The sequence below is a fragment of the Streptococcus mitis SK564 genome (assembly GCF_000148525.1).
GTDB classification, from domain to species: domain Bacteria; phylum Bacillota; class Bacilli; order Lactobacillales; family Streptococcaceae; genus Streptococcus; species Streptococcus mitis_H.
In genome coordinates, this window is the sequence record NZ_AEDU01000008.1 from 141,502 (window position 1) to 159,409 (window position 17,908).

Annotated in this window: 16 protein-coding genes; 1 reads left to right on the plus strand and 15 read right to left on the minus strand. The window is 41.3% G+C overall.

The annotated features are described in order from the left end of the window. Window positions 1-25: 25 nt before the first annotated feature. The 14 genes from SMSK564_RS06190 to gyrA all read right to left on the minus strand — a co-directional run bounded on the left by SMSK564_RS06190 (window position 26) and on the right by gyrA (window position 14,778). Window positions 26-754: a metallophosphoesterase family protein gene (locus SMSK564_RS06190; protein WP_000133356.1), complete on the minus strand. Its 729-nt coding sequence runs from the start codon at window positions 752-754 to the stop codon at window positions 26-28. Between the two features lies 1 nt (window position 755). Beyond that, window positions 756-2,423, minus strand: a complete 1,668-nt coding sequence (recN, locus tag SMSK564_RS06195; RefSeq protein WP_000923600.1) for a DNA repair protein RecN — start codon at window positions 2,421-2,423, stop codon at window positions 756-758. Between the two features lie 6 nt (window positions 2,424-2,429). Next, a complete protein-coding gene (locus SMSK564_RS06200) occupies window positions 2,430-2,861 on the minus strand; it encodes an arginine repressor (RefSeq protein WP_001034407.1) in 432 nt (143 codons plus the stop codon). After that, the gene (locus tag SMSK564_RS0102175) at window positions 2,854-3,669 is read right to left on the minus strand and encodes a TlyA family RNA methyltransferase (protein WP_001041084.1); all 816 of its coding nucleotides are present in this window, start codon (window positions 3,667-3,669) and stop codon (window positions 2,854-2,856) included. The genes SMSK564_RS06200 and SMSK564_RS0102175 overlap by 8 nt, the downstream gene beginning before the upstream one ends. Then, on the minus strand, window positions 3,662-4,537 hold the full coding sequence (locus SMSK564_RS06205) for a polyprenyl synthetase family protein (protein WP_000743796.1): 876 nt from the start codon (window positions 4,535-4,537) through the stop codon (window positions 3,662-3,664). The genes SMSK564_RS0102175 and SMSK564_RS06205 overlap by 8 nt, the downstream gene beginning before the upstream one ends. Then, window positions 4,534-4,746: an exodeoxyribonuclease VII small subunit gene (locus tag SMSK564_RS0102180; RefSeq protein WP_000043225.1), complete on the minus strand. Its 213-nt coding sequence runs from the start codon at window positions 4,744-4,746 to the stop codon at window positions 4,534-4,536. Before SMSK564_RS0102180 ends, SMSK564_RS06205 begins: the two co-directional genes overlap by 4 nt. Continuing rightward, a complete protein-coding gene (gene xseA, locus SMSK564_RS06210) occupies window positions 4,724-6,064 on the minus strand; it encodes an exodeoxyribonuclease VII large subunit (protein WP_000417471.1) in 1,341 nt (446 codons plus the stop codon). The genes SMSK564_RS0102180 and xseA overlap by 23 nt, the downstream gene beginning before the upstream one ends. Window positions 6,065-6,191: 127 nt before the next feature. Beyond that, window positions 6,192-6,830, minus strand: a complete 639-nt coding sequence (udk, locus tag SMSK564_RS06215) for a uridine kinase (protein WP_001181376.1) — start codon at window positions 6,828-6,830, stop codon at window positions 6,192-6,194. A gap of 111 nt (window positions 6,831-6,941) precedes the next feature. Then, window positions 6,942-7,820 (minus strand): tRNA pseudouridine(55) synthase TruB, encoded by an 879-nt coding sequence (gene truB / locus SMSK564_RS06220; RefSeq protein WP_001013274.1) that lies wholly within the window; start codon window positions 7,818-7,820, stop codon window positions 6,942-6,944. An 11-nt stretch (window positions 7,821-7,831) separates the two neighbouring features. Then, the gene (locus tag SMSK564_RS06225; RefSeq protein ID WP_001002645.1) at window positions 7,832-9,106 is read right to left on the minus strand and encodes a DUF2130 domain-containing protein; all 1,275 of its coding nucleotides are present in this window, start codon (window positions 9,104-9,106) and stop codon (window positions 7,832-7,834) included. Window positions 9,107-9,201: 95 nt separating this feature from the next. Next, window positions 9,202-10,482 (minus strand): O-acetylhomoserine aminocarboxypropyltransferase/cysteine synthase family protein, encoded by a 1,281-nt coding sequence (locus SMSK564_RS06230; RefSeq protein WP_000196322.1) that lies wholly within the window; start codon window positions 10,480-10,482, stop codon window positions 9,202-9,204. 147 nt (window positions 10,483-10,629) lie between these two features. Next, entirely contained in the window at window positions 10,630-11,427 is a 798-nt protein-coding gene (locus SMSK564_RS06235) for a formate/nitrite transporter family protein (RefSeq protein ID WP_000254782.1), read from the minus strand. A 139-nt stretch (window positions 11,428-11,566) separates the two neighbouring features. Next, a complete protein-coding gene (gene srtA / locus SMSK564_RS0102185; RefSeq protein ID WP_000078842.1) occupies window positions 11,567-12,310 on the minus strand; it encodes a sortase SrtA in 744 nt (247 codons plus the stop codon). Then, window positions 12,310-14,778, minus strand: a complete 2,469-nt coding sequence (gyrA, locus tag SMSK564_RS06240) for a DNA gyrase subunit A (RefSeq protein WP_001154040.1) — start codon at window positions 14,776-14,778, stop codon at window positions 12,310-12,312. Before gyrA ends, srtA begins: the two co-directional genes overlap by 1 nt. A gap of 194 nt (window positions 14,779-14,972) precedes the next feature. Between gyrA and SMSK564_RS06245 the strand changes: the two genes are divergently transcribed. After that, complete coding sequence (locus SMSK564_RS06245; protein WP_000204727.1) at window positions 14,973-15,959, plus strand: L-lactate dehydrogenase; 987 nt, start codon at window positions 14,973-14,975, stop codon at window positions 15,957-15,959. A gap of 393 nt (window positions 15,960-16,352) precedes the next feature. Here the strand turns inward: SMSK564_RS06245 and pyk are convergent, their stop codons facing one another. Further along, window positions 16,353-17,858 carry a pyruvate kinase gene (gene pyk / locus SMSK564_RS06250; RefSeq protein WP_001042818.1) on the minus strand — a complete coding sequence of 502 codons (1,506 nt, stop codon included), beginning with the start codon at window positions 17,856-17,858 and terminating at the stop codon, window positions 16,353-16,355. Between the last annotated feature and the right edge of the window lie 50 nt (window positions 17,859-17,908).

Consider the following 17,908-nt stretch of genomic DNA (forward strand, 5'->3'; position numbering starts at 1 on the left):
ACAAGACCATACCCTGCTAGGAGTACTAATCTTCAGCAACAAAGCCGTCATTTTCGATAAAGTAGCGTTCTGTCATTCCTTGGTCTGTAAAGACAATCCCATGAAGGACACCACCATAGACAGCTCCTCCGTCCATTCCAATCTTGCCATCTTCCGTCATCCAAAGTTCAGCTGTACCGCGTTCTTGCTTTAACAAACCATAGACCGGTGTATGACCGAAGACAATGATTTTTCCAGTATGATTTTCAGCTTCGTGGAATGGTTTTCTAAGCCAGACTTTTTTATAATCTGTTGTTTCATGCCAGTCGTCCAAGGTCAAATCAATACCTGCGTGCACAAAGATATACTTATCTGTCTCTACCACAAAAGGCATTTGACGAATAAATTCGACCAAGTCTGCCACTTCGGTGGCAACACGCTTGGCATCTTCTACTCCATCAACCGGTGCATCCAAGGGACGACCTAGGATAGAGTTAATGGTTGTATCTCCACCATTGCGACGATAGTGGTCATAGCTTTCTTCTGGGTTATCGAGCCAAGTCAAAAACATATACTCGTGATTTCCTGACAAACAGATTGCCCCTTGATTATCGACCAAGTCCTTAACCATCTCTAGAACACGGCGACTATCTTCACCGCGGTCAATCAAGTCCCCTAGAAAGAGCAACTGGGTCTGACCATCCCATGTTTTAAGAAGGTCTTCTAGCATCCCTGCTTTTCCATGAACATCTCCAATTACATAATAGTCTGTCATCTTATTTCTCCCTATTTCTCAACAATTCTCTGGCTTGCGTCAGGGCAGCTTCTGTCACATCATCACCTGCCAACATCTTGGCAACTTCCTCCACTCGCTCTTCAACCGTCAAGAGACGAACAGTCGAAACTGTTGAATGGTCATTGCTAATCTTCTCAATAAAGAATTGATAATCCGCAATCGCAATCACTTGTGGCAAATGGGAAATAGCCAGTACCTGACCATGCTGGCCAATCTTGTGAATTTTCTGTGCAATAGCCTGAGCTACACGGCCTGAAACTCCTGTATCCACCTCATCAAAGACTATGCTGGTCTTTCCTTCTTTACGTGAAAAGGCAGACTTAATGGCTAGCATGAGGCGAGACAATTCTCCGCCAGATGCAACCTTAACCAAGGGTTTAAAGTCTTCACCAGGGTTGGTTGAAATATAAAACTCGACCATTTCATTTCCCTCACGACTGAATTTGCCCTTGCTAAAACGAACCTGAAACTGGGCTTTTTCCATATAGAGGTCTTGCAGCTCTTGTTTAATCTCTGCTTCTAGCTGCTGAGCCAAGTCATGACGAGCAGATGCAAGCTGGCCTGCCAAATCAACAAGATTGACTTCCAATTTCTTGAGCTCGGTTTCCATGTCCTCAGAAGAAAGATTATTGCCTGTCAAAAGATTGTATTCTTCCGTAATCTTGGCAAAATAAAGCAAGACATCGTCTACAGTCCCACCATACTTACGGGTAATAGTATGAAGGAGATCCAAACGATTCTCAACCTGCATGAGACGATTGCCGTCAAAATCAAGGTCCTCAATGATAGCTTCCAAACGTTTGCTAATGTCTTCTAAAACATAGTAGGTCTCAGACAGAGAGCTTGAAATTTCACGGTATTCAGGGTCGTACTCTTCGACACTTTCCATGTCATTCATGGCTGAACGAACATTGGCCAGACTTGAAAAGTCTGCATTGTCCAACATACTGTAGGCATTGGTCAGTGTATCCGCAATATTTTTATGGTTGAGGAGTTTCTCTCGCTCTTGGTTAAGAGCCAAGTCTTCACCTGCTTGCAAGTTGGCTGCCTCAATCTCTGCCATTTGAAATTCCAACATTTCGATACGTGCCTTGTGTTCCTGTTGGTTTTTCTTGACTTCCAGAACCTGCTTGCGCATTTTTCGATAGGCATCAAAACTCGTTTGATAGGTTTCTTTTAAGTCCCAAAAGGCTGCATCGCCAAATTCATCCAACATCTGGATATGCAGTTGGGGACGCATTAACTCCTCTTGGTCATGCTGACCATGAATGTCCACAAGATGTTGCCCGATAGCACGCAAAACAGACAGATTAACCATCTGGCCATTGACACGACTAATACTACGACCATTTTGCAGAATTTCTCGACGGATAATGATTTCATCACCCATTTCCAAACCTTGCTCATCAAAAATTTCCTGCAAAAGGCGACTATTCTCAACTGAGAAAAGCCCCTCAATCTCTGCCTTTGGCGCACCGTGACGAATAACATCTGTCGTAGCACGAGCTCCCAACATCATATTCATGGCATCAATGATAATCGACTTCCCTGCACCCGTTTCACCAGTCAGGACAGTCATTCCCTTTTCAAAATTGAGGGAAATAGCCTCAATAATGGCAAAGTTTTTTATCGAAATTTCAAGTAACATATAGACCTACCAATTTTTTACTTGTTCAAAGATTTTCTTAGCTAGACTTTCACTTCTGGCAATGACTAAAATCGAGCTATCATCAGCCAAACAGCTAAAAATCTTATCAGCAAAAGTCTCAATTAACTGAGCTTTTACAAAAGCTGTATTTCCTGGGATAACTTGGAGATTAATCATCTTGTCCATCAATTCAGCTGACTCAATATTGTCTTCAGCCAGTTGCAAACTTTTTACGATTGATTTTGGTAATTCATAGACATAGGTGTTGTCTCTCAAAGGAATTTTGACAATACCTAGCTCTTTGATATCTCGGGATACCGTTGCCTGAGTGGCAGTGATTCCTGCTTCTTTCAAATACTCTACAATTTCTTCTTGCGTGCCGATTTGATAATCTGTCACAAATCGTCTAATTTTTTCAAGTCTCTCTTTTTTATTCATTTTTAAATTGACTATGCGCCCTCTCTACTACTTCTTCAATTTCAGCAAGAACCTGATTACTTGCTGACTCTTCTTTTTTCAAATACGCTAAAAATTCAATATTACCATGACCACCTTGGATGGGAGAAAAGTCCAAACCAAGAACTGAAAATCCTTCCTCTACTGCCATAGCTGTGACAGATTCAAGGACATTCTGATGGACCTTGGCATCGCGAATAATTCCATTTTTCCCAATCTGCTCACGGCCTGCCTCAAACTGCGGCTTAACCAAAGCCACAACCTGACCTTGATCAGATAACACACGGTGTAAGGCCGGTAAAATAAGGCTGAGGGAAATGAAACTCACGTCAATGCTGGCAAAGCTCGGTTCCTGCTCGAAATCAGTCTTTTCAGCATAGCGGAAATTGAACTGCTCCATGCTGACTACTCGTGGGTCTTGACGTAATTTCCAAGCTAACTGATTGGTACCAACATCAACTGCAAAGACCAACTCAGCACCATTCTGCAACATGACATCAGTAAATCCTCCAGTAGAAGCACCGATATCAATCGTTGTTGCCCCTTCCACTGACAAATCAAAGACCTGCAAGGCCTTTTCCAATTTCAAGCCACCACGGCTGACATACTTGAGTTTTTCACCCTTGAGTTTCAGCTCGGTGTCATCTGGAATTTTCTCTCCTGGCTTGTCAAACCGTTCTCCATTAAGGACTGCTACGACTAGGCCAGCCATGACACCGCGCTTGGCCTGCTCTCGCGTTTCAAACAAGCCCTGTTTATAAGCTAGTACATCCACTCTTTCCTTAGCCATTGATTCTCAAACTTTCTACTACTTTTACAATCGATTCTGTTTCAAAGGGAATCTGCTGGGCAATTTCTTCTAATTTGGCATTAGCTTGATCCAAGGTTTGGTTACAAAAGGCAATAGCCTCTTCCAAGCCCAATAAGGCTGGGTAGGTTGACTTTTCAGCCTGTAGGTCCTTTTGAGGTGTCTTGCCAATTTCCTCAAAACTAGCTGTCACATCTAGCACATCATCTCTAACTTGAAAAGCAAGCCCAATCAATTCACCTACAGTTTTCAGTTTTGCCTGCACCTCAGGTGCCAATTCGGCTATAATAGCAGCTGCTTGGAAGGGATAAGCTAATAGTTTTCCAGTCTTATTAGCATGAATGGTCTGGAGTTCTTCCAAAGACAAATGCTGGTGTTCGCCTTCCATATCTAAAACTTGCCCTGCAACCATTCCCAGACTACCTGAAGCAAAGGATAAGTTAGCAATCAAGTCCACCTTGATTTGACTTGGTAAATCTGCCTGCGCTATCATGACATAGGGATCTAGGAATAAAGCATCTCCTGCCAAAATTGCCATTGCTTCTCCAAATTTCTTATGATTGGTCAACCGCCCTCGACGGTAATCATCATCATCCATAGCTGGAAGATCATCATGAATCAAGCTCCCTGTATGGATCATTTCCAAGGCAGCAGCCACCTGCGCGTGTGCTGGTTGGATTGCGACGTGCAAGGCTTCCAAAACTTCTAACAAAAGAAAAGGTCGAATACGCTTGCCACCAGCATGAATGGAATAGAGAACAGACTCTCGCAAACTAGAAGCAAACTGCTGGTCTCCATAAAAATCTTCCAAAGCCGACTCGACAAGAGCTAATTTTTCTTGCTTCTTCATTCAAAATCACTTTCTGTTCCGTCTTCTTGCATGACCTTAACCAAGGTCTTTTCAGCCTTGTCCAGCGTCGCTTGGAGCTCTTTTGACAAGAGCATGCCCTTTTGAAAGGCAGCAATCGCATCTTCCAGAGCAATTTCACCATTTTCCAAACTTTGGACAATGGTCTCCAGTTCTGCTAGATTTTCCTCAAATTTCTTTTGTTTTGACATCTTTAACCTCTAATTCTACTTGACCATCTCGCATCAAAAGCGTCACTTGGTCTGTTTTCTTTAAATTCTCAACCGAATCGATAACTGACTCATCTTTTTTGACAATTGCATAACCACGCGCTACGATTCGACTGGTATCCAACATCAACAAGGCTTCTGAAAGTCTTTTCACCTCAGCAACCTTGGCATCATAAACCAGCACCATTTGGCTACGTAGGAGCTTATCCAACTGACCTAGGCGGTCTTGATAGCGTTGGATTTTGGTAACAGGTGATAATTGGACCAGTTGATGCGTCCTTTCTTGGACGACTTGTTTGTTATCAGAAATCCGTGTTCGCAAACTTTGTTTTAAGCGCAGTTGCAGTTGATCCAAGCGTTGCAAATAACCATCATACAAGCGCTCTGGTTGTCTAAAAATAACAGACTGACTGCATTTTTTCAAAGCTTCTTGTTTCTTCGATAGGACATTTCGGACTGCTGTTGCCATCCGTTTTTTCTGATTTTGCAAATGAGCTAATAAATCCAACTTGGTCACAGGTGTTGCCAGTTCAGCAGCTGCTGTTGGCGTTGCAGCTCGTCGATCTGCAACAAAATCTGCCAAGGTCACATCCGTTTCATGCCCCACACTAGAAATAATTGGCAAACGAGATTCAAAAATAGCTCGTACCACAATTTCTTCGTTAAAGGCCCAGAGATCCTCGATGGAACCGCCACCACGACCAATAATCAGCAAGTCCAAATCGTCCCGTTGATTAGCACGCGCAATATTACAAGCAATTTCCTCAGCAGAACCTTCACCTTGAACCTTGGTCGGATAGAGAAGAATGTCTACACCTGGAAATCGTCTGCTGACAGTCGTGATAATATCTCGAATAACGGCTCCACTGCGGCTGGTTACTACACCAATTCTCTTAGAAAATTGGGGCAGAGCTTGCTTAAAGCGTTCTTGAAACAGGCCTTCTTCTGTCAATTTTTTCTTGAGTTGTTCAAACTGAATCGCAAGCGCACCAACTCCATCAGGCTCTGCCTTTTCAATGATGATGGAGTAGCTACCGCTTGGTTCATAGACCTGCACACGCCCAATCACATTGATTTTCATTCCTTCTTCTAGGTCGAAACCTAATTTCTGATAAATCCCTGACCAGATGGTCGCTTGAATAACTGCGTGGTCATCTTTTAGGGAGAAATATTGGTGAGTAGGTCGTTTACGAAAGTTGGAAACTTGACCAGTTAAATAGACCCGTTCCAAGTATGGGTCTTTATCGAATTTCATTTTCAGATACTTGGTCAAAGTTGTTACCGATAAATACTTTTCCATCTCCACCTACTATTCATTTTCTTGCTTTTCCATGGGTATTATTATACCAAAAATATGCCTAAAAATCTCCATTTATGTACCAATATGAGGGAAAAATAGAAAAAGGAGGCAAGGCCTCCACATCTGTTTATTTACTGTTTCGAGCTTCTTCCAAAATCTTAGCAATCTTGGTTGTCAAAAGATCGATAGCCACTGTATTGCTGACTCCCTCAGGAATGACGATATCAGCATAACGCTTTGTTGGTTCGATAAACTGATGGTACATAGGTTTAACCACACCTAAATACTGGTCAATAACGCTATCAAGACTACGGCCACGCTCTTCCATATCGCGCTTGATACGACGAATAATGCGCACATCGTCATCCGTATCCACAAAAATCTTGATATCCATCAAATCACGCAGACGCTTGTCCTCCAAGACCAAAATCCCTTCAACGATAAAGACATCTTGAGGTTCTTGACGATAGGTCTTGCTACTCCGTGTATGCTCTGTATAGTCGTAAGTCGGGATGTCCACCGGACGCCCTGCCAACAATTCCTTAATCTGCTCAATCATCAAGTCTGTATCAAAGGCGAAAGGATGATCATAGTTGGTTTTGACACGCTCTTCAAAGGTCAAGTGAGACTGATCCTTGTAATATGAATCATGCTCAATCATGGAAATCTTTTCATCAGGAAAATGAGATAAAATGGCTCTTGAAACACTGGTCTTACCACCACCAGAACCACCTGTCACTCCGATAATGATTGGTCTATTTTGCATGCTATCCTCCGTTTTTTTATCCGTCGTCTATTCTATCACATTTTTTGCAAAATTTATAGTCTGGTTTGAATAGTCTAGGGGAAACAATTCCAACCCCACACTCCAGTTAGACTAGCTAAAAACCTTCCTTGGCTTGTAGAGATTGTTCCGTTTTTCAAGAATGGCTAGTAATTTTTCTCCCTCAAAGGCAGCTAATTCCTTATCCGACTGTTCTAGTTCGATAAAACGACCAAAGCGTACTTCTGTAGCCTCTTCTTGAGTTAGGAAAACTTTGACAAGGTCCCCTGTCCCAATCTCTAGAGGATGGAGAAAGTCCAGTTGACCAGCCTCCACTTTTTCAGCAATTTCTTCCAAGGTAAGAGCGTCTTCTAGTTGTAAACCTGCTGCACTAGTACGAGTTAACTGAGACATATGGGCTGCATAACCCAATTTTTCTCCCAAGTCAACCGATAAGGTACGAATATAGGTTCCCTTGCTACATTTCACACGAAAAGTAAAGCGTGCAAGTTGGCCATCATAAGAAATCGGACTTGTCCGCTCAAATTGATAAATGGTCACCTGACGTTCTGGACGCTCCACTTCCTGACCAGCACGCGCATACTCATAGAGCTTACGACCATTGACCTTAACCGCTGAGTACATAGGTGGAATCTGAGTAATAGGCCCAGTCAGATTCGTAATCGCTTCATCCACAAGCTTTTCATCCAAGGGCGACAGAACGGGTGTCTCTGCGACCACTTCCCCACTGGCATCCTCAGTCGTCGTGGAATAGCCCAGAGTGATTTCCCCCTCATAGACCTTACCCTCGTCCTGCATAAACTCGACCATGCGTGTCGCCTTACCAACCGCAATGGGCAAAACACCCACCACATCCGGATCCAAGGTCCCACCATGACCAATCTTCTTAGTGCCCAAAATCTTACGCAGTTTAAAAACCGCATCATGCGAGGTCATCCCTGCTTCTTTTTTTAAGTTGATAATACCGTTCATATCTTGTTTTCTCACTCCCCCTTCAATGCTTCAAACTTCGCTTTCATGGTTGGATTTTTTCGAGTTAGTTTTTTTACTGAAACATCTTCCAATTTGTTGTTTGCAAGGCGAAGTTGGTTTTCAGATGTGGTTAGGAACTTCTTGACCTCTTCCATGCGTTTGATGGCCTTGTCGATTTCATCAATAGCTTTTCCAAAGTTGGTCGAAGCTGAGTTGTAGTTCTTGGCAAAGGCTAGTTTAAAGGCATCCAAATCTTCCTCAAAATGAGTGATGTCAATATTTTGCTCGCGAACCAAGGCCAACTCCTGCTTGTATTTAAGGGAATTAAGAGCCGCATTTCGCAAAAGCCCAATCAACTGAATAAAGAACTGAGGACGGGCCACATACATCTTTTCATACTCGTGGCTGACGTCTACAATCCCTGTATTAAAGTAGTCGTTATCAGCTTCAAGCATGGTCACCAAAACGGCATACTCACAGTTCTTCTCCCGGCGGTCCTTGTCCAATTCCTTGTAAAAATCTGCATTCTTGTGCTTCTTCTCTGTTCCATCTGCTTCATTTTTCATCTCAAACATGATGGAAATGATTTCCACTCCATTTTCATCACTCTCACGGAAAATAAAGTCCCCCTTAGAACCACGCGCAGAAACCTTGTTATCCTTTTCAAAGTAGGCATTTGGAAAGGCAAAACTACGGACCTTGTTAAACTCACTCTCTGCATACTGTTCCAGACTTTCACCGATAGCTTTTGTAGATTGTTGAGCCTTAAAGTTCTTGTAAAATTCGACTTGTTCACTGGCTGCTTTAAGTTGGGCTTCATAGTTTTGCTTAACAGAAGCTAAAGATAATTCATTTTCTTTTTCTTGCAAGAGGAGTTGATTTTTGACCTGATCTCGTTCTTTTTCAAGGTCAGAAAGGGTCTTTTGCAGTTGATTTTCATGTTCCAAACGCAAGGTGGCCAATTGGTTTTCCAAGGCCTGTACTTCCTTGTCCTTAGCCAAGAGAGCCTGATGGCTTGTCTGTTCAACCTCCTTCTTGGCCAATTCCTTCTCTGTATCAAAGTTTTGGATTTGACTCTGCAATTGCGCGATTTCTTGGTCTTTTTGAGCTAGTTTAGACTGTTGCTCATTCATAGCCTTTTGCTCAACCAAGGCCAGTTCCTGCCTCATCCTATTGTGTAGTTCCTTATCAAACTCTGCCGTTCTCACTTGGGATAAAAGTTCAGCATACTGGCTCTCATTTACTGTAAAGACTTCCCCACAGTTGGGGCATTTGATTTCGTTCATAACTTTCCTCTTTCTAGACTTCTTTAACCATTATATCATGCCTGAAGGAAAATCAAAAACAGCGAGTCGAAACCCACTGTTTATCTTCTTTTTCTTTAAATTTTTTCCAAGGCCAAGCGCAAGTCTTCGATTAAATCATCTACATTTTCAAGTCCGATTGACAAACGAATTTGGTTTGGTGTGACACCTGCTGCTTCAAGGTCTTTTTCTGACAATTGACCGTGAGTGGTTGTAGCTGGATGGACAACAAGCGATTTAGCATCTGCCACATTTGCAAGGTCAGAGAAGATTTCTAAATGATCAATGACCTTGCGTGCTTCTGCCTCCCCACCTTTGACATGGAAGGTAAAGATTGAACCCACACCTTTAGGCAAGTATTTCTCAGCCAAGGCATGATAAGGACTATCAGCCAATTTTGGATAGTTGACCTTTTCTACCTTAGGATGGTTGACAAGGAAATCAACAATTTTCTCTGCATTTTGTACATGACGTTCCACACGAAGTGAGAGGGTTTCAAGTCCTTGGAGCAAGAGAAAGGCATTAAATGGTGACAAGGCTGCACCTGTATCACGAAGCAATTGGACACGGACAGCGATAATAAAGGCTGCTGCACCCACATCACGAGTATAGCTCAAATTGTGGTAGCTTGGGTCTTCCTCAACAAATTGAGGGAATTTTCCTGAAGCCGCCCAGTCAAAACGCCCGCTATCGACAATCACTCCACCAATAGTTGTACCATGACCCCCGATAAATTTAGTCGCAGAGTGAATAGAAATATCTACACCGTGAGAAAAGACATTAATCAAGTAAGGCGTGGCAAAGGTATTATCCGAAACGAGTGGAATCTGATGTTTATGCGCAATCTCAGCCAATTTTTCCAAGTCAGGAATGTTAATCAAGGGATTCCCCAAGGTTTCAATCAGAACAAGCTTGGTATTGTCATTGATAGCTGCTTCTACTTCTTCCAAATTATCCACATCCACAAAGGTTGTTGTAATACCATAACGAGGAAGGGTTTCTTTCAAGAGATTGAAGGTTCCACCGTAAATAGTTGATGCTGCTACAACATGGTCACCAGCATGGGCAAGAGCCAAAATTGTATAAGTCACTGCAGCCATACCTGATGCTGTTGCAAGAGCTCCAACACCACCTTCAAGGGCAGCAATTCTTTCTTCAAAAGCAGCCGTTGTAGGGTTGGTAATACGAGTATAGATGTTGCCTGGTTTTCTCAAGGCAAAAAGATCCGCACCTTCCTGCGTATCATCAAAAACGAAGGATGTTGTTTGATAAATCGGCACTGCACGAGACTTGGTAGCTGGATCCACAACTTGACCAGCATGTAGTTGCAAAGTTTCAAATTTAAAATCACGAGTCATAAAACGACCTCCAAATAGTTTGATTAAGGATATTGTAGCACCTTAAGGTATAGTTTACCAATATTAGTTTTCTATATTTTGATATAAGAACTAACTATTACCTTATTTTAAAAACGAAAAAGGCACGATTCAATCGTGCTCAGTTTCTTAATCTACATAAGTATCTTCGTTTTTATTGAGGAAGGCATATGGAAGCCCCATCAAGAGACCACCGCCAATCAAGTTTCCAATGAAGGTTACACCCCAGTGGCGAAGCATATTTCCAACACCGAAGTTGGCAATTGAGTCAGCAGCAACACTGAATTTCACAATAGCGAAAGAAGCAAAGTTCGCCGCAATGTGCTCGTTTGTTAAGAATACAAACATGTAAATTGCTGATAACACAAGCCAAAGTTTGGCACCACCATCTTTGACCAAAACAAATGAAAGAATCGCAATATTTACGAAAATATTTGCCAAAATCGCCTCAAGCAAGATTAATTCATTTGAACGGCCTAACTTCATCTCTACAACCCCAGAGATGAAACTATCGTGAGTCAGATTTGCATAAGCTGCTGAGTGGGCAAAGCCCCAACCTGCTATCAAGGCCCCGATAAGGTTGAACAAGGTACAGTAAAGTAAAATCTCAGCTGTTTTTCTCCAAGAGATTTTTTTCAAGAAACTACCAGCAGTCAAGAACATCATGTTTGATGTTACCAACTCGGCATTCAAGAAAACAATGTAGGCCAAACCCCAAGCAAAGACAAAGGGGAAGAGGAAGCGTCCACTACCTGGTGCAATTTTATTAATCAAGTCAGCCCCAACTGCACCTGCAGCTGTACTGAAAGTTAAGAATGCACCTGCGAACATAGAACGAATCGCATACTTAAATTTGCTTTGACTATAAAGACTTTCTTTCTTCTTGCAAGCAAATTCAATCTTTGAGATAAATTCTGAAGAAACCATAATAAACTCCTAAAAATTTTTTACCTGATAATTATATCACAAACTTTAAAATCAAGGAAGCGTTTTCTGTATTTCATAAAAGTTTATTTTTATGAAAATCTTAAAAAATCAGTGAAATCCAGGATTTCACTGATTTGTATTAATAAAATTGTTTATATGGTTGATTGAAAGCTGTTAGGATTTCATCAGATGTTTGTGAATATTCTTTTGTTTCTTTCAAATCGCCTTTTACAATAATACGTTCTGTAGCAGCAAGGTCTTCACAGGTTACTAATGTAATCTCATTTACCCCATCTCTATCATCAACTTCATCAACACGATCCGGTGTAACACGTTTGACTTCACGTATTTCATAAGTATAAACTTTATTTTTATCGGTTAGATAAATCTTCATACCATTTTTAGCGTTATCCAAAGGAGAAAATAACATTTTATTAGCATTATTGACACCAAAAATATGATGACTAGCTAGACTATAATTTCCTTTCCCCATCACTTGATCGCGTTTCATGGTACCAGCACCATAGAAGAGATTGACATTATCAAGCCCTTTAAAAATTGGCAGATTCATTTCTAATTCAGGAACTGCAATTCCGCCGATAACTGGTAATTTTTGAGCATCCCATTGAGAAGCTAGAACCGCTTCAGAAGAGATCGCATTGACAGAATCAAAATCAAAATTTCCTTCTGTATCCTGATTTTCTTCTATTTTTTCTTTTGATACCTGACTAACTTGGTACTTATTGGTATTCCAAACTATGAAAATATCACGAATTTTAGCATTAAAAATCAAAGCAATTGATAGTAGTATCAGAAATCCTGCTAGGATATTTGTCAGTAGATTTTTTCGTTTGTTTTTCTTTTTATTATTTTTTTGAGACATTATGCTTCACCTTCTGTTTTGTTTTCTGTCCCAACTTCTTCTTTTTCTGCCGCTGCAACCGTTGTAAAGGTCACAATTTTAGCATCTTGATCCAGACGCATTACTTTAACTCCCATAGTTGAGCGTCCTGTTTGTGAAATATTGGCAACATTGGTTCGAATCATGACACCTGTATCAGTGATAATCATCAAGTCTTCATCACCTTTCACAGTCAAGAGACCTGATAGAGGACCATTTTTTTCAGCCACATTAGCCGTCTTCATCCCTTTACCACCACGACCTTTTGTTGGATATTCAGTCGCGACTGTACGCTTACCATATCCTTTTTCTGTGATGATAAGAACCTCGTCTTGATCTGTAATCACACTAGCACCAACCACTGTGTCTCCCTCACGGAGATTCACACCTTTCACACCTGTGGCGATACGACTCATGCCGCGAACGGCTGATTGATTAAAGCGAACTGCATAACCAAACTTGGTACCAATAATAATATCCGTATCTTCTTCCGTCAACAAGACATTAATTAGCTCATCTTCATCCTTTAGATTCAGTGCTTTGAGACCATTTTGACGAATGTTAGCAAATTCCTTGACGCTGGTTCTCTTCACAATACCATGACGGGTTGTGAAGAAGAGGTAAGCATCATCACTGCGTTCAGACTCAACATTGATAATCGTCTGAATACTTTCACCTTCATCCAATTTCAAGAGATTAACTACTGGTAGACCTTTGGCCGTCCGACCATACTCAGGAATTTCATAACCTTTCAGGCGATAGACACGTCCTTTATTTGTAAAGAAGAGCAGGTGATCATGGGTGCTAGTTGACACTAACTCACGAACAAAATCGTCATCCTTAACGCCTGTCCCTTGAACACCGCGGCCACCACGTTTTTGAGCAGTAAATTCAGCTTGGTCCAAACGTTTGATGTATCCCTTATTAGAAAGCGTAATTAAAACATCCGATTCTTCAATCAAATCCTCATCTTCAAGACTCAATACTTCACCGACCATCAACTCTGTACGACGTTGGTCGCCAAACTTACGCTTAACTTCATCCAATTCTTCTTTGATGATTTGAGAAACACGTTCTGGTTTAGCAAGAATATCTGCTAAATCCGCAATCAGAGCCAAGAGGTCATCATACTCTGACTGAATCTTATCGCGTTCCAAACCTGTCAAACGACGAAGACGCATATCTAAAATAGCCTGACTTTGACGTTCAGAAAGCTTAAACTTACTCATCAACTCAGCTTGTGCTTCTGCATCTGTTTCACTAGCACGGATGATACGAATCACTTCGTCGATATGGTCTAGCGCAATCAAGAGACCTTCTAAGATATGCGCACGCGCTTCCGCTTTTTCCTTATCAAAACGTGTCCGACGAACAACCACTTCTTTTTGGTGTTCGATATAAGCATCCAAAATCTGACGAAGGGACAAAATCTTCGGTACACCATTTTGGATAGCAAGCATATTGAAACCAAAGTTGGTTTGCATCTGGGTCATCTTGAAGAGGTTATTGAGGATAACATTGGCTGAGGCATCGCGCTTAACTTCGATAACAAATCGAACACCTTCACGGTTTGATTCATCACGAACTGCTGTGATGCCCTCAATACGTTTTTCCTGAACCAAACGAACAATATGCTCATGTACCTTGGTTTTATTGACCATGTATGGAAATTCCGTTACAACGATGCGCTCACGGCCAGTCTTAGTTTCTTCAATTTCAGTACGAGAACGAAGGACAATAGAACCTTTACCTGTTTCATAAGCCTTATGAATGCCTGATTTCCCCATGACAAGGGCACCTGTTGGAAAATCTGGACCAGGCAAGACTTCCATCAAGTCCTTGGTAGTCACTTCAGGATTGTCCATGACCAACTTCACTGCATCAATGGTTTCACCCAAGTTATGAGGAGGAATGTTGGTAGCCATCCCAACAGCAATACCAGTTGCTCCATTAACTAAAAGATTTGGAAAACGAGCTGGCAAGACCAAGGGTTCGCGTTCATTAGCATCATAGTTATCAACGAAATCAACCGTATTTTTGTTAATATCACGAAGCATCTCCAGAGCAATCTTGCTCATGCGTGCCTCAGTATAACGCTGGGCGGCAGCACCATCTCCATCCATGGAACCAAAGTTTCCATGCCCATCTACAAGCATGTAACGGTAACTCCACCATTGAGCCATGCGGACCATTGCTTCATAGATAGAGGAATCCCCGTGTGGGTGGTATTTACCCATGACGTCCCCTGTAATACGAGCAGATTTTTTATGGGGTTTGTCTGGAGTCACACCCAATTCATTCATTCCATAGAGAATCCGACGGTGAACAGGTTTCAAGCCATCTCGAACATCAGGAAGAGCCCGCGCTACGATAACACTCATGGCGTAATCGATAAAGCTCGTCTTCATCTCCTTTGTCAGATTGACATTCACTAAATTTCTATCCTGCATTAATAAATGCCTCATTTCACTATTAGTAATTAATAATATTATACCATAATGTCCGCCATATTTCAGGTATCCAAATTAGCTAAAACGTTTACATCAAGAACTCCAAGGCATATTCGTGACAAAGCTTTTTAAAAGTGATAGAATTAAAATAACTGGGGAAATCCCTGAATAAAATTAAGGAGATGTTTAGAACAATGACTTCAACTAAACAACACAAAAAAGTTATCCTTGTCGGAGATGGTGCTGTAGGTTCATCTTACGCTTTTGCACTTGTTAACCAAGGAATTGCACAAGAGCTTGGAATTATCGAAATTCCACAATTGCATGAAAAAGCTGTTGGTGACGCGCTTGACCTTAGTCACGCCCTTGCCTTCACTTCACCTAAAAAAATCTATGCAGCTCAATACTCTGACTGTGCAGACGCTGACCTTGTTGTGATCACTGCAGGTGCGCCTCAAAAACCAGGTGAAACTCGTCTTGACCTTGTAGGTAAAAACCTTGCTATCAACAAATCAATCGTAACTCAAGTTGTTGAATCCGGTTTCAAAGGTATCTTCCTTGTTGCTGCTAACCCAGTTGACGTTTTGACTTACTCAACTTGGAAATTCTCTGGTTTCCCTAAAGAACGCGTTATCGGTTCAGGTACTTCGCTTGACTCAGCTCGTTTCCGTCAAGCACTTGCTGAAAAATTGGATGTAGATGCTCGTTCAGTTCACGCTTACATCATGGGTGAACACGGTGATTCTGAATTCGCTGTTTGGTCACACGCAAACATCGCTGGTGTAAACCTTGAAGAATTCCTTAAAGACACTCAAAATGTTCAAGAAGCTGAATTGATTGAATTGTTCGAAGGTGTTCGTGATGCAGCCTACACAATCATCAACAAAAAAGGTGCAACATACTACGGTATCGCAGTAGCCCTTGCTCGTATCACTAAAGCAATCCTTGACGACGAAAATGCAGTACTTCCACTTTCAGTATTCCAAGAAGGTCAATACGGAGTTGAGAACGTCTTTATCGGTCAACCAGCTGTTGTTGGTGCACATGGTATCGTTCGTCCAGTAAATATCCCATTGAACGACGCAGAAACTCAAAAAATGCAAGCATCTGCTAAAGAATTGCAAGCTATCATTGACGAAGCATGGAAAAATCCAGAATTCCAAGAAGCTTCTAAAAACTAATTTAACTATAGACAACTCCTTGAATCATCAAGGAGTTGTTTTTTTCTGTATTATAGTAGATTGAAATAAGATATGAACAAATTAATTTCTAGAAATGTTTTAGTAGCCACGGCGTACTATTCTAGCTGCAATCCACTATAAGAACTAAACATTTTATGAAATTTTCGTTCAAAAAACAACATCCCTTTAAAAGTTATCATATCATGGCTTGGGCATGAAGATAAAAAGACTACCAATCGGATTTATACTCACATCACAAAAAGTATGGAACAAGCAACGATTTACTCTCTAGCTACAGTTACATTAAATCAAAAGTAGAAAACTTTTCCCATATACAAAAAAGCCCATCATACAGGCTAGACAGCTTGATACGATAGGCTATTTTTCTATTAATTAACGTACTGTACGGATACGCATTGTGTTTGTACGAACAGCTTCTCCAACTGGTACACCAGCAACAATAACGATATCGTCACCAGATTCTACTAGACCTGCTTCAACTGCTTTACGTTCAGCAATTTCGAACATATCGTCAGTTGAAGATGGAGCATCTGTCAACATTGGGATAACACCCCAGTTCAACATCAATCCACGTTCTGTCAATTCGTCGAATGTCAATGCCAAGATGTCAGCATTTGGACGGTATTTAGAGATCAAACGTGCAGTGTGACCTGTCTTAGTAAGAGTTACAACCAATTTAATGTCCATTGAGTTAGTAGCATCTTTAACAGCTGAAGCCATTACTTCTGTCTTAGAGTTACGTTCGAATGAATCTGAGTTCAAACGTCCGTATTCGTTAAGAAGAGTTTGAGCGTTCTTATCGATTGTAGCCATTGTAGTTACTGACTCAAGTGGGTATTTACCATTTGCAGACTCACCTGAAAGCATTGTTGCGTCAGTTCCGTCAATAACAGCGTTAAATACGTCTGATACTTCTGAACGAGTTGCACGTGGTTTTTCAGTCATTGTTTCAAGCATGTTTGTTGCAGTGATAACAACTTTACCTGCAGCATTGACTTTAGTGATGATCATTTTTTGGTAAACTGGAACCATTTCGAATGGTACTTCGATACCCATGTCACCACGAGCGATCATGATACCATCAGCAGCTTCGATGATTTCATCCAAGTTATCGATACCTTGTTGGTTTTCGATTTTAGCGAACAATTGAACATGTCCGTTTCCAGTTTCTTCACAGATTGCACGAACTTCGTTCACATCTTTTGCAGTACGTACGAATGAAATCGCGATGAAGTTGATACCTTGTTCAAGACCGAAACGGATATCGTCGTTATCGCGTTCAGCAAGAGCTGGGAAAGGAATTTTAGTGTTAGGAATGTTCACACCTTTTTGTTTAGCGATGATACCATCGTTTTCAACTTCAACTTCAAATTCACGAGTTGCATCATCTTTAGCAACCACACGAAGACCAAGTTTACCATCGTCAACCAAAACTTGACGACCAACTTCAACATCATCATAGATATCAAGAGCACCAGCAACGTTCAATGCAATCACTTCACGAGTTGATTTGATTCCTTGTTTAGTTGCAACACGGATTTTCTCACCAGTTTTATATGAATACTCTTTAGCTTCACCTTCGAACAATTCTGTACGGATTTCTGGTCCTTTTGTATCAAGAAGGAAACCAACTTTTTTACCTGCAAGTTTTTCAGCAAGTTTAACAGTTGCCATACGCTCACCTTGTTCTTGATGGTCACCGTGTGAGAAGTTGAAACGGAATGTGTTAGCACCAGCTTCAATCAATTTAGCAATGTTTTTAGCTGAAGCTTCAACATCAAGTTTTTCACCCCAGTATCCGTCCTCACCGAATTTTTTACCACCACGGATTTCTACCGCAGGACCCAAAGTTGCAACGATTTTTACACGTTTGTTCATGATTTTTGTGACTCCTTTATATATATGACCTTTTTGGTCTTATTAACTAA

Excerpts from the sequence above, each read along its gene's own strand:
- srtA (WP_000078842.1), bottom strand. The coding sequence starts at position 12,310 with ATGTCTCAAAAAAATAATAAAAAGAAAAACAAACGAAAAAATCTACTG.
- SMSK564_RS06230 (WP_000196322.1), bottom strand. The coding sequence starts at position 10,482 with ATGACTCGTGATTTTAAATTTGAAACTTTGCAACTACATGCTGGTCAA.
- SMSK564_RS06190 (WP_000133356.1), bottom strand. The coding sequence starts at position 754 with ATGACAGACTATTATGTAATTGGAGATGTTCATGGAAAAGCAGGGATG.
- SMSK564_RS06205 (WP_000743796.1), bottom strand. The coding sequence starts at position 4,537 with ATGAAGAAGCAAGAAAAATTAGCTCTTGTCGAGTCGGCTTTGGAAGAT.
- recN (WP_000923600.1), bottom strand. The coding sequence starts at position 2,423 with ATGTTACTTGAAATTTCGATAAAAAACTTTGCCATTATTGAGGCTATT.
- SMSK564_RS06235 (WP_000254782.1), bottom strand. The coding sequence starts at position 11,427 with ATGGTTTCTTCAGAATTTATCTCAAAGATTGAATTTGCTTGCAAGAAG.
- SMSK564_RS0102180 (WP_000043225.1), bottom strand. The coding sequence starts at position 4,746 with ATGTCAAAACAAAAGAAATTTGAGGAAAATCTAGCAGAACTGGAGACC.
- pyk (WP_001042818.1), bottom strand. The coding sequence starts at position 17,858 with ATGAACAAACGTGTAAAAATCGTTGCAACTTTGGGTCCTGCGGTAGAA.
- truB (WP_001013274.1), bottom strand. The coding sequence starts at position 7,820 with ATGAACGGTATTATCAACTTAAAAAAAGAAGCAGGGATGACCTCGCAT.
- SMSK564_RS06225 (WP_001002645.1), bottom strand. The coding sequence starts at position 9,106 with ATGAACGAAATCAAATGCCCCAACTGTGGGGAAGTCTTTACAGTAAAT.
- SMSK564_RS06245 (WP_000204727.1), top strand. The coding sequence starts at position 14,973 with ATGACTTCAACTAAACAACACAAAAAAGTTATCCTTGTCGGAGATGGT.
- gyrA (WP_001154040.1), bottom strand. The coding sequence starts at position 14,778 with ATGCAGGATAGAAATTTAGTGAATGTCAATCTGACAAAGGAGATGAAG.
- udk (WP_001181376.1), bottom strand. The coding sequence starts at position 6,830 with ATGCAAAATAGACCAATCATTATCGGAGTGACAGGTGGTTCTGGTGGT.
- SMSK564_RS0102175 (WP_001041084.1), bottom strand. The coding sequence starts at position 3,669 with ATGGCTAAGGAAAGAGTGGATGTACTAGCTTATAAACAGGGCTTGTTT.
- xseA (WP_000417471.1), bottom strand. The coding sequence starts at position 6,064 with ATGGAAAAGTATTTATCGGTAACAACTTTGACCAAGTATCTGAAAATG.
- SMSK564_RS06200 (WP_001034407.1), bottom strand. The coding sequence starts at position 2,861 with ATGAATAAAAAAGAGAGACTTGAAAAAATTAGACGATTTGTGACAGAT.